Here is an 11,095-nt window from a genome sequence, read left to right as displayed (position 1 = left end):
TTTTGTGAGGTGTGAGGGGTGTCACTGAGCATCGATTTGTGTTTGTCTGGCCTGGATGGGTATTGTTTTACTTCGGGTTCACCCGATAAGGGCCTATAGCTCAGGCGGTTAGAGCGCTTCGCTGATAACGAAGAGGTCCCTGGTTCAAGTCCAGGTAGGCCCACGTCCTGTCACAACAGGATTTCCTTTCGAGGAGGATCATGAGAAGATGGATTCTCAGCGGTCTCACGCTAGTGGGACTGGGAGTGTTCTTCGGGTGGCGGCACCAGAACCAGAGTGCCCAAGCCGAATGGTCCGAACACACCGACTCGGTGTGAGGGTGTGAACCCGTTCGGGGTATGGCGCAATTGGTAGCGCATCTGCTTTGCAAGCAGAGGGTTAGGGGTTCGAGTCCCCTTACCTCCACTCGAGTAGTTTTGAGACAGCACTCGTAGAACGAAGGCTCCGAACCGTGATGGTTCGGAGCCTTCGTCGTTGCCCCGGACCCCTCAAGGCCGAGCTCTCGTCAGGCTCGCCAATACCCGAGGCAGCCGTCGATGAGGCCGTCGTAGGTGTGCAGTGTGCGGTCGCCGTTGAAGTTCTGGTGCCACACCTGGCTTTCGTAGTAGATGCCGATATGGCCGTAGGCGGAGGTGTCGTTTCCATCGCCCCAGATGAGGATGTCACCGTTCGCGAACTTCTGGTCGGTGTGCCAAGTGAAGCCGTTTGCCTTCATCTTGTCCCCGCCGGAGCCGCCTTGCTGATAGTCGACGTCGTTGCCCCATGCTCCGTGGTCGACGCCGTGGACTTCTTCGAGGGCTCGGGAGATGAGGCTGACGCACTCTCCCTGGTACCCGCCCTGTGAGTTCGCCAGAGACTGGTCCTCGCAGTGCTTGAGGTAGTCCGCGATGCTCGAGAACTTCTTCTCCGCTTCCGGGCTCGCCGAGGCGACGCCGGATTCTGCGGCCGAGGCGATCGAATTGGAACCAAGCACAGCGGCTCCGGCGATCATCGCAGCTGTCATGGTCTTCGTGGTGACGTTCTTCAGAGTCATTCTCATCCGTTCGTTCCGCTTGACTGTGTGACTTCTGCTGACTTTCCGAAAGACGAGTCGCCACTGGGGCGAACCGTCTCCTCCGCCGACGCTATCGGCGCCGGAATGAACATCAGATACGTCGAATCGAAGAGAGAATGAACTGTGCGGCGACCGCTATCTCGTCGCCGCCGGCGACCATGGTTACCGCGTCGACACGTGCTGACGAGATCACGCCGCAGTGACGAAGATCGCTGTGATTTCGGGTTCTCCCCACTGTCGGCGGGAATCGGGAATACGTTAGTCTGAGTTGCTGTTAAGAGATTCGTCTGCGCGTCGACTCGGCATCTGCGTGCGGCCTCCGCCCACACCCAGGGCCCTATAGACACATCCGAACGGAGCACCGTTTTGTCCAGCGACAGCTCACCCGCACACGCGCAGACTCATCAGCCCGAGACCATCGACCCCGCAGGAATGAGGGTCATCTGGCTGCTGTTGGTGGCCGCCTTCGTGGCGATTCTCAATGAGACGACGATGGCCATCGCCATTCCCGAACTCAACAAGGCCCTCGGCATCCCTCCGGAGCTCGGCCAGTGGCTGACCAGTGCTTTCATGCTCACCATGGCCGTCGTCATTCCGACAACCGGCTTCCTCCTCCAGCGATTCACCACGCGTCAGATCTTCCTGGCCGCGATGATGCTCTTTTCTGCGGGCACGCTCATCTGCTTGGTCTCTCAGGGATTCCTGCTCCTCCTCGTTGGACGGATCGTCCAGGCCGCAGGCACCGGCATCATGATGCCCCTGCTGATGACGACGATGATGAACGTGGTCCCGCCGCACTCGCGCGGCCGGATGATGGGTCGAGTCGGCCTCGTCATCTCGCTGGCCCCGGCCATCGGACCGACGATGTCGGGCATCGTGCTCGATTCGCTGGGCTGGCGCTGGCTCTTCGGAATCATCCTGCCCATCGCGCTCATCGCCCTGTCACTCGGCGCGAAATGGATGACCAACCTCGGCGAGTCGACTCACGCCCCGATCGACGTCGTCTCCATCATCCTGTCCGTGTTCGCCTTCGGCGGCATCGTCTACGGCCTCAGCCAGTTCGGGGGCGGCCACGGCGGTGAGGCCGGCGGCGGGTCCACGACCGGACTGGCGTGGGCGACGATCGGCGGCGGAGTGGTCTTCCTCGCCCTCTTCGTCTGGCGCCAGCTCGTCCTGCAGAAGGACGATCGAGCCCTGCTCGACCTGCGTGTGTTCAATTCGCGCAACTACGTCTTCTCGGTCATCATCATGGCCGTCGTCGCACTGTCGATGTTCGGCACCTTCTCCCTGCTTCCGTTGTACCTGCAGAGCGTCGTCGGCCTCGGCGCCACCCAGTCTGGCCTGGTCCTCCTACCGGGGTCGGTGATCATGGGTCTGCTCGGACCCGTGATGGGTCGGATCTACGACGCCAGGGGTCCGAAGACGCTGCTCGTGCCCGGCACCATCATGATCGCCGTGTCGATGTTCGCGTATTCGACGGCCGGTGTGGGAACGCCGATCTGGCTGCTCATCATCGTTCAGATCGTCATGTCGCTGGGTCTGGCCGCATCGTTCACTCCGCTGTTCTCGGCCTCACTGGGATCGCTGGAGCGCCACCTGTACTCGCATGGATCGGCTGCGCTGAACACCCTGCAGCAGGTTGCGGGGGCCGCCGGCACCGCGCTGCTCATCTCGATCTACTCCGCGGCCCTGCACTCGGGCCAGGCTGAGGGCAAGTCCGTCCCCGAGGCGGGCGCCCCCGGAGGTCACGCCGCGTTCCTGCTGGCGACGGTCATCGCGATCGTCCCTATCGTCCTCGCATTCTTCATCCGCAAGCCGGAAGACCAGGAAGAGTATCCCGCCGAGGTGGTCGAACCTTCCGATGCCAGCCCCGCCGAATGATCGTCGGCCCCTGACAGCGGCCGAATGATCCGCACCGAACCCCTCGTTCCGAAACCCTCGGGGCGAGGGGTTCTGCGCTCAACTGCCTCGAATCCGTCGCTCCCTACGCCCGCAGGCTGATCGATCAGGCCGGGGTCCCGGACGTCGAATCGATCCCGGGACGCCGCCGCCCGTCACCCTGCAGCAGCGCGGCGGTCGCAGCGCCCGTTCGAGCGTCGGCGGCATCACGACGGTGTCCAGCCTCGTGCGCATGCTCTTCTCCCGCGCGGGGCACTATCCCGACGATCAGCCGATGCTGCTGGCTGAGGAGTTCTCGACGAACACCGTCGAAGGCGCCTGCCCGAATGCCATGGAATCGGCCGCGTCTACGAGGTAAGACGGTCCCGGATCCGACGCTGACGATCCGGGAGCGCGCGATCGACTCCTGGCCGAAGGCCTGGCACGGCCACCAGCTGCGCGATGCGCTCCCTGACCGCACTCATCGACGTCGGACTCGGCTACCTGCGTCTCGACCGGCACCCCCGCCGACATACCTCGCCGCAGCACTGTCCGAGCACCGGTGATCTGAGGCACAGGTCCCCATCCCGGCTGGCCGTGCGATCCGCGGAGACAAGCGGATCCCGGGACCCGCCGCAATTGTTGGAGACGTCTAAGTCTCAGATGTGCGTAGACACACCCGATTCACGGCGGGAAGTCTTGAAGCATGCCCACAGCACTTCTTCGCCGCATCGCGCTCTGCCTCATCATCGCCGCACCCGCCGTGGTGCTCCGAGCCACCGGTGTCGAACTCGCCCCGGTTCTCGAGCTCCTTGCGTTCGGTGCCGCCATCGTCGCGGCCGCTTTTCTGCTGGCCTGGGCAGCCGAGGCGGCACAGAAGGATATCTCGGGCGCTCTCGCGATCGCCCTGCTCGCCCTCATCGCAGTCCTCCCCGAGTACGCTGTGGACCTCTACTATGCGTTCCGCTCCGGATCCGATCCCGACTACCTGCACTTTGCGGCGGCGAACGTGACCGGATCGAACCGACTGCTGCTCGGATTCGGGTGGCCGCTCGTCGTCATCATCGCCCTCCTCGTCGCCCGCCGCATGGCCGAACGGACGAAGTCGCCCGCCCCGCATTCCCTGCGCATCGACCCGGGCAGCCGAATGGACATCGGCTTCCTCGTCATCCTCGGTGTGATCGCCTTCGCCATTCCGCTGCTTGGCAGCATCCCCATCTGGTTCGGCTCGGCCCTTGTGCTCATCTTCGCCGCCTACCTCTGGAGGGCAGGGCAGGCCGCGGGCGATGACGACGAGGAGTTCGTCGGCGCCGCGGCACTCATCGTCGTCATGCCGCAGACGGCTCGTCGTGTCACGGTGGTGACGATGTTCGTCGTCTCGGCAGCGATCATCCTCACCTCGGCCGAACCGTTCGCCGAGGCGCTCGTGGCCTCGGGCTCAGCATTGGGCATCGACAGCTATTTCCTCGTCCAGTGGCTGGCCCCGCTGGCCTCGGAGGCACCCGAGTTCATCATCGCCGCGATGTTCGCCCTGCGCGGCATGGGCGGGGCCGCCATCGGCACGCTCATCGCCTCGAAGGTCAATCAATGGAGCCTGCTCGTCGGTTCGCTGCCGATCGCCCACTTCGCCGGTGGCGGCGGCCTCGGGCTGCCTCTGGATGGGCGACAGATCGAGGAGTTCACGCTCACGGCCACGCAGACCATCCTCGGCGTCGCCATCATCCTGGCCCTGCGATTCCACTGGGCGCCCGCGCTGGGTCTCGCCGCGCTCTTCGGTCTGCAGTTCTTCGTCACGGACACCTTCGGACGCTACATCCTCTCCGCGATCCAAGCGGTGCTGGCGGTCGTCTTCCTCATCCTCCACCGGAAGGACATCCTCCCCACACTTGCGGCTCCGTTCCGCAGGCCCCAGACCAATTCCGATGAGCAGGACCCCGCCGAGGCGGCCGAACCTGACCGCGAATCGACAGTCATGATGTCCTCTGATCCGAATTCGGCCGGTACCCGCGCGTAGAATGACATTCATGCCGCGCCCCGCTGTCACTCGCATGGTCGAGGACTACGTCACCCTCATCTGGAAGGCCTACGAATGGCCCGGCGGTCGCCCCGCCACCACGGAGATGGCTGAGCGGCTGGGAGTCACCGCCTCCACTGTTTCAGCGAATCTCAAGAAGCTCGCCCGCGACGGCTATATCGACTACGAACCCTATGGGCAGATCGTGCTGACCGACGTTGGTCGGCAGATCGCCGTCGAGATCGTCAGGCGCCACCGCATCGTCGAGTCCTACCTCGTCGAGGCCCTGGGCCTGACCTGGGATCAGGTCCACGACGAGGCGGACCGGCTCGAACATGCCGTCTCCGATCTCGTGCTCGAACGGATGAACGCCGCATTGGGAAGCCCGCAGCGGGACCCGCACGGAGATCCGATCCCCGATGCCGATGGTCACACCGCCGACTTCCCGAGCAGGCGGCTGCAGGAGACCGCTCCGGGGATCGAGGTCGAGGTCGTGCGCGTCTCCGACCGGTCGCCTGAGCTGCTGCGTTACCTCACCGACCGCGGAATCGTCATCGGCACGAAGCTGCAGGTGAAATCGATCAGCTCGGCCGCCTCGGCGATTGCGGTCAGCATCGGCGACGAGAGCATCGAACTCGCCCTCGACGCCGCCGACGCGATCCGCGTCGGACCCGGCCTCGGCTGAGGATCAGCCGGGCGTCTGCAGATCGGCCTTGCGAGAGGCCTCAATCTGCGACCGATCATCATCTCGTAGTTGAGGGCGAGCAGTGCGAGAGGCATAAGGGAGTGCACCTTTCGAAGCGTATGCAATATAACTCTCCTGCAGTAGTCGCAGACGCAATAGACATAATTGCGCACGCGGCATATCTGCGCTAGTGATGTATGATCGGGAGAACGGATTGCTGAGGAGGATCCAGTGGGAATCAGGGATGACGCGGTCGAGGTCCGTGCCCGGGGTTGGCGTACGCTCGCGGCTCTGCACGGACTCATCGAAGTCGAGCTCGAGCGCAGCCTGCAGCGCGAGCACGGACTCTCCGTTGTCGAATTCACTGTCCTCGACGCACTCAGCCGTCAGGACGGGTGGCATATGCGCATGCGGCAGCTCGCTCGTGCCGCGGCTCTGTCCTCATCGGCGACGACGCGTCTGGTCACGCGCCTGGAAGACCGGGGGCTGCTGACCAGAGTGCTCTGCGCCGACGACCGTCGCGGAATCTATACCGAGCTCACCCCGGCTGGTGAGACGCTGCTCGCCCAGGCGCATCCGACCCACGACAGCGTGCTCGAAACGGCCCTTGACGAGGCCCGGGACTTGCCGGAGCTCGCCCCGCTCGTCTCTGCCCTCTATGCCGAATCGGCGCGCTGAGGACCGCAGGAACCATAGCGGTCAGGTGCTCACAGCGCCTTGTTGAGGAAGGATTTCGTCCCATCCGACTTCGAGGCCTTGAAGATCTGCTCTTCCTCGACGATGACGCTGTCGTCCATGAACAGCACCCGGTCGGCGACTTCGCTGGCGAAGTCCATCTCACGGGTGACGACAACCATGGTCATCCCCTCCTCCGCCAGCTGTTTCATCGCGACGGCGAGGACCTCGCCGACGAGTTCCGGGTCGAAGCTGCCGGCGGGGTGGCGTTCGACCTGAAAAACCGTTCGCCGCGGGGCAGGAAAAGTGGCGAGAGGAGAGTTGGAATGAAAGTTCAGAGATGGTCAAAGGTGTCTGCTTTCTCCAGCGTGAGGGTCCTCGGCGCTCTTGGGCTGAGCTCATGCGGACCGTCGCGCGACGAAGTCGATCCCGAGAGCCGCTCGTTTCGGATCAGCGGCGATGATCTGGGCATCGTCATGGATTCCGGGGTGACATCGCCCTGCGCCCCGGTGACGTCGACTCTGTTGAAGTGACGAGGTGGTTCACTGGGGACGCGGACCAGGCGACGTGGACGATGGCAGACGGCGAGCTCACTACCGAAAACGGCGATATCTCGCTCGAGTGACGACACCGAACCACCGAGACGTAGACGAGCCCGCCAGGCAACGAGACGATCGTTGCCTGGCGGGCTCGTTCTGTCGTGGCACCGTCCGGTCACCTCGGTGCCGGCGATCTCAGGAGTGAACCTGAGGTCTCACACCTGATCAGACGTGGACGCGGATGAGGTGTTCGTTGGTGAACGCCTGGAACGCCCACTGAGCGTTCTCACGTCCGTAGCCGGAGCGGTTGATGCCGCCGAAGGGGTATTCCGGTCCGGACTCCATGTGGCTGTTGATCAGCGTCATGCCGGCGTTGATCTTCTTTCCGAATTCCTGGCCCTTCTCCAGGTCATCGGTCCACACCGAGGACATGAGTCCGTACTCGGTGTCATTGGCCAGACGCAGAGCATCCTCTTCGTCCTTGGCCCGGTAGATCATTACGGCCGGACCGAAGAGCTCATTGCAGCCGAGGTCCGACTTCGGGTCGATGTCGGTGAGCACGGCCGGGGACATGAACCAACCGGGACGGTCGAGCTTCTTGCCTCCGGTGAGCAGGGTCGCACCCGCGGCCACACCCTTCTCGATCGCCTCGATGATCTCGTCGCGGGCGCCCTCGGAGGACACGGGACCCATGCCGACATCGGGGTCGTCGAAGTCGGAGATCTTCATGGCCTCGGCCGCCTTGACTGCCTCGGCGACGAATTCGTCGTAGAGTTCATCGACGACGATCATGCGCTTCGGCGAGGTGCAGACCTGGCCGGCGTTCGCCAGTCGGATCCCGACGAGCTTCTGCGCCACCGACGCCACGTCCTTCGAATCGAGGACGACGGCAGGGTCGTTTCCGCCGAGCTCGAGGACCGCGCGCTTGTAGTACTTTGCGGCGATCGCGGCCACCGACGCACCGGCACCCTCGGAACCGGTGAGCGAGAAGCCCTTGACGCGGAAGTCCTTGAGGACCTCCTCGGCGTGGGAGGAATCGAGGTAGATGTTCTGGTACACGCCCTTCGGCAGTCCCGCCTCGGTGAGGAGGTCCTCGAAGTACTGCGAGGACTTCGGGCAGATCGATGCCTGCTTCATGATGATCGTGTTGCCGACCATGAGGTTGGGCAGCACGAAGCGGGCGATCTGGTTGTACGGGAAGTTCCACGGCATGATGCCCAGCAGCACGCCCAGCGGCTGGTGCTCGACATAGCTGCTGGCGGCGCCGGCGGCGGCGAGGTGGGTCGTGGAGAGATGAGTGGCGGCGTTGTCGGCCATCCAGCGGGCGGTGCGGGCGACCTTGTCGACCTCGCCGAGCCCCTGTTTCTTGATCTTGCCCATCTCACGGCCGATGATGTCGGTCATCTCATCGGCGTTCTCATCGACGAGATCGGCGAATTTCCGCAGGATCGCCGCGCGCTCATGCAGCGGCGTCTCCTTCCATGCCAGATGTGCCTCATGGGCACGATCGATGTAGGCGGGAATCTCATCGACGGGTACGGAGGCGAACTCCTCTTCGACCTCGCCGGTGTTGGCATTGGTGAGTGCGAACTTGCTCATGGAACGTCCTTTCACGGGTTGACCATCTGTGCCCTGTAACAAACTACAGTCTCCCGACATTCCGCGACACTTGAGTCCATCCCTGGGACCACCATTCATCCATGGAGGAAGCGACCGGAACCGGGCGCGTCGGTTGGGTGAGCGACCCCGAAGCGAATCGGATCGAGCTGTGGGAACCGGAAGAAGACGGCTGAGTCGAATCCCGGCTGGAACTAGGCGGCCGCCTCGGTGGTGGGTTCCCTGCGATATGGAGCGGAATCATGAGGGCGCCAGGGGGCAGCATGGAATCCGGCGGCGGCGAGCAGGGCGATGAATGCGATGGCAGCGACCCACCAGGCGGGGTGGATCCGGCGGTGCCTCCGCGGCGCGGCCATATGGGGCTCATCCACGAAGCCTGTGGACACGAAACGACTCAGGGCGAGGTCTGCAGCGACTGCGGTGAACCTCTGGTTCCCGAACAGATGACCTGGGTCAAACCATGGATCGACAAGCGCGAGAGGTTGCGGCCGGCCGGGATTCTCAGCTCAGCCCTGCACGGACTGAATGGCACGCTGGGACTAGCAGGCCGCCTCGGCGAGGGTGGATTCCGATCGCAGCTCCCACGTCCGTTCGACACGGATCGCCACGGCCACCACGACGAGCGCAGCGAGCGCGAGGACGATGGCGGCGACAATCGTGGCGGGGAAGCCGAAGCCGGCGGCGATGACCCAAGCGCCGACGGCCGGGCCGAAGGCATTTCCGACGTTGAAGGCCGAGGTGTTGACGCTCGCAGCCAGTGTCGGAGCCTGAGTCGCGATCTGGAACACGCGGGCGTTGAGCGCCCCGGCGATGGAGAAGCCGCTGGCGCCGACAAGGACGATCATGACGACGGCGAGGATCGCGTTGTCCGCGACCAGCCGCAGGGCGCCGAGGCTGAGCGCCAGAGCCGCGAGGCTGCCGACGATATTGCCGAAGATGTTCCGATCGGCCAAACGCCCGCCGATGACGACACCGACGAATGCGCCGATGCCGAAGGCCGCAAGCACCGCGGGAACCAGGTCCGCGGGCAGACCCGCGACCCGTGTGAGCAGGGGTGAGAAATAGGAGAAAGACGCGAACACCGAAGCCTGGAACAGCGCGGTCGTGCCCAGGGCCAACCAGATTCGGGGTCCCCTGAATGCGGCGATCTCGGCACGCAGCAGGGTCCGCAATCCGGGAGCCGCCTCGGTGGGGGTGGGGGATCCTACTTCGCCAGGGTCGGTTTCGCCACGGTCACTCGGCTTCGCGTCCGACCGTGTGGTCACGGCGATGAGGACGGCGGCCAGGGCGGTGACGAGAGCGACGGCCCAGAAGGTCGAACGCCACCCGAACTGGGTGCCGATCCACGTTCCCATCGGCACTCCGACAAGGTTGGCGACGGTGAGTCCGCCGACGAGGCTGGCGAGTGCTCGGCCCTGCACGGCGGCGGGAGAGATGGCCGAGGTGTGGACGGCGGCGACGGCCCAGAAACCGCCGCACGCGAAGGCCGACAGCACCCGGGAGACCATGAGCAGCCCGTAGCTCGGTGACAGCGCCGCGAGGATGTGGAGGGCGGAGAAGCCGATGATCATGACGATCATCGTCGCCCGTCTGGGCAGGGTCAGCGTCAGCAGAGTCATGGCCGGCGCCCCGACGATCATGCCGACGGCGAAACCCGTGATGAGCAGGCCTGCCTGCGGGATCGTCACTCCCAGATCCGCGCTCAAGGGTTCGAGGATCCCGGCGATCATGAACTCGCTGGTGCCGAGGCAGAAGATCACTGCGGCCAGCAGATAGACCTGAGCGGGGACGCGGGCGGGAGCCGTCGAGGTGGTTGACTGGGTCATCGGGCAGTGCTGCCTTCCGTGTGGGAATCGAGGGAGGGTGCGGAATGGTCCGGCCCGAGCGCTGCCTGACCGGCAGGTGTGCACAGTCCTGCGACGAAAGCTCGCGCCTGGGCGAGGACTTGGTCCTCGGTCATGACTCGGGCGGCGATCCGCAGGCCAGCGAGCACGCTGTGGATGAGCTGGGCATGGACTCGGGCGTCGAGATCGGCACGGATGTGCCCTGCCTCCTGGCCGCGCTCGAGCACCGTCGAATAGGTGTCGAGCCACGCGTCGCGGTCGGGATCGAGGATCGAACACACCGCGTCGACCTCACGACCGAGCTCTGCCGCGGTGTTCGCGGAAAGGCAACCGGTCCGGTTCTCGTCTTCGCACTGTTTCTCCAGCGCGCCGCCGAGGCGGTGCATGAGAAGGACGGGTGCGGGCTCGGCACTGTGGTTGAGTTCCTCCCTGAGTGGGATGCCCGTGGCCGTGTAGTCACGCAGGGCGCGGAGGAAGACGGCGTCGAGGCTGTCGAAGGTGTTGTAGAAACTTGAGCGGCCGATGTTCGCGCGTTCGCAGACCAGCCCCACATCGGTTCCCGCATAGCCGTGTTCGCTGAATACGGCTATGGCGGCATCGATGACGGACTGCTCGTCGAAGCTCTTCTTCCTGCCCATGTGACGAGCCTAAAGTATTTTGGACACTGGTGTCCAGTAAACTCCGTCCTGTCTTCAGGCCCCGACGTCGCCGAGGTGGTGCCTGACTTCGTGGAGTCCGTGGAGCGTGAGTGAGGCGACGGTGAAGCCGCATTCGGAGCAGCCCCGGCGA

Annotated in this window: 12 protein-coding genes, 2 tRNA genes and 1 pseudogene; 9 read left to right on the top strand and 6 right to left on the bottom strand. The window is 64.5% G+C overall.

The window, feature by feature from the left end; translation table 11 throughout:
- Positions 1-89 precede the first annotated feature (89 nt).
- A tRNA-Ile gene (locus tag BLU88_RS02595) sits at positions 90-163 on the top strand.
- A 170-nt stretch (positions 164-333) separates the two neighbouring features.
- Positions 334-405, top strand: a tRNA-Ala gene (locus BLU88_RS02590).
- Between the two features lie 100 nt (positions 406-505).
- Here BLU88_RS02590 and BLU88_RS02585 read toward each other — a convergent pair.
- Complete coding sequence (locus tag BLU88_RS02585; protein ID WP_092009750.1) at positions 506-1,033, bottom strand: CHAP domain-containing protein; 528 nt, start codon at positions 1,031-1,033, stop codon at positions 506-508.
- Between the two features lie 453 nt (positions 1,034-1,486).
- On the opposite strand from BLU88_RS02585, the gene BLU88_RS02580 reads away from it, so the two are divergent.
- From BLU88_RS02580 to BLU88_RS02560, 5 genes and pseudogenes are all read left to right on the top strand, one after another.
- On the top strand, positions 1,487-2,935 hold the full coding sequence (locus BLU88_RS02580; RefSeq protein ID WP_092017075.1) for a DHA2 family efflux MFS transporter permease subunit: 1,449 nt from the start codon (positions 1,487-1,489) through the stop codon (positions 2,933-2,935).
- Between the two features lie 86 nt (positions 2,936-3,021).
- Positions 3,022-3,402: pseudogene (locus BLU88_RS02575) on the top strand (excinuclease ABC subunit A); the annotation flags it as partial.
- 236 nt (positions 3,403-3,638) lie between these two features.
- Positions 3,639-4,946 carry a sodium:proton exchanger gene (locus BLU88_RS02570; protein WP_092009748.1) on the top strand — a complete coding sequence of 436 codons (1,308 nt, stop codon included), beginning with the start codon at positions 3,639-3,641 and terminating at the stop codon, positions 4,944-4,946.
- Positions 4,947-4,956: 10 nt separating this feature from the next.
- Positions 4,957-5,631 carry a metal-dependent transcriptional regulator gene (locus tag BLU88_RS02565; protein WP_092009746.1) on the top strand — a complete coding sequence of 225 codons (675 nt, stop codon included), beginning with the start codon at positions 4,957-4,959 and terminating at the stop codon, positions 5,629-5,631.
- Positions 5,632-5,862: 231 nt separating this feature from the next.
- Complete coding sequence (locus BLU88_RS02560; protein ID WP_092009744.1) at positions 5,863-6,309, top strand: MarR family winged helix-turn-helix transcriptional regulator; 447 nt, start codon at positions 5,863-5,865, stop codon at positions 6,307-6,309.
- Between the two features lie 29 nt (positions 6,310-6,338).
- Here the strand turns inward: BLU88_RS02560 and BLU88_RS02555 are convergent, their stop codons facing one another.
- Positions 6,339-6,494 carry an ATP-binding cassette domain-containing protein gene (locus BLU88_RS02555; RefSeq protein ID WP_407922843.1) on the bottom strand — a complete coding sequence of 52 codons (156 nt, stop codon included), beginning with the start codon at positions 6,492-6,494 and terminating at the stop codon, positions 6,339-6,341.
- Between the two features lie 138 nt (positions 6,495-6,632).
- Here BLU88_RS02555 and BLU88_RS02550 point away from each other — a divergent pair, with 138 nt between their 5' ends.
- Positions 6,633-6,839, top strand: a complete 207-nt coding sequence (locus BLU88_RS02550; RefSeq protein WP_092009742.1) for a hypothetical protein — start codon at positions 6,633-6,635, stop codon at positions 6,837-6,839.
- 231 nt (positions 6,840-7,070) lie between these two features.
- Here the strand turns inward: BLU88_RS02550 and BLU88_RS02545 are convergent, their stop codons facing one another.
- Complete coding sequence (locus tag BLU88_RS02545) at positions 7,071-8,444, bottom strand: aldehyde dehydrogenase family protein (RefSeq protein ID WP_092009740.1); 1,374 nt, start codon at positions 8,442-8,444, stop codon at positions 7,071-7,073.
- A 101-nt stretch (positions 8,445-8,545) separates the two neighbouring features.
- Here BLU88_RS02545 and BLU88_RS19100 point away from each other — a divergent pair, with 101 nt between their 5' ends.
- Positions 8,546-8,638, top strand: coding sequence for a VOC family protein (locus BLU88_RS19100; protein WP_407922842.1), 93 nt, complete (start codon positions 8,546-8,548; stop codon positions 8,636-8,638).
- An 18-nt stretch (positions 8,639-8,656) separates the two neighbouring features.
- On the opposite strand, the gene BLU88_RS18275 is transcribed toward BLU88_RS19100, so the two are convergent.
- From BLU88_RS18275 to BLU88_RS02535, 3 genes are all read right to left on the bottom strand, one after another.
- Positions 8,657-8,833 (bottom strand): hypothetical protein, encoded by a 177-nt coding sequence (locus BLU88_RS18275; protein WP_167356830.1) that lies wholly within the window; start codon positions 8,831-8,833, stop codon positions 8,657-8,659.
- 168 nt (positions 8,834-9,001) lie between these two features.
- Positions 9,002-10,288, bottom strand: coding sequence for a Cmx/CmrA family chloramphenicol efflux MFS transporter (locus tag BLU88_RS02540; RefSeq protein ID WP_092009738.1), 1,287 nt, complete (start codon positions 10,286-10,288; stop codon positions 9,002-9,004).
- On the bottom strand, positions 10,285-10,944 hold the full coding sequence (locus BLU88_RS02535; protein WP_092009736.1) for a TetR/AcrR family transcriptional regulator: 660 nt from the start codon (positions 10,942-10,944) through the stop codon (positions 10,285-10,287). The genes BLU88_RS02540 and BLU88_RS02535 overlap by 4 nt, the downstream gene beginning before the upstream one ends.
- Positions 10,945-11,095: the final 151 nt, after the last annotated feature.

The sequence above is a fragment of the Brevibacterium siliguriense genome, assembly GCF_900105315.1.
In the GTDB taxonomy this organism is placed as follows: Bacteria; Actinomycetota; Actinomycetes; order Actinomycetales; family Brevibacteriaceae; genus Brevibacterium; species Brevibacterium siliguriense.
The sequence above is the reverse complement of the archived record's forward strand: the minus strand, read 5'-3'. Positions and strand labels throughout refer to the sequence as shown.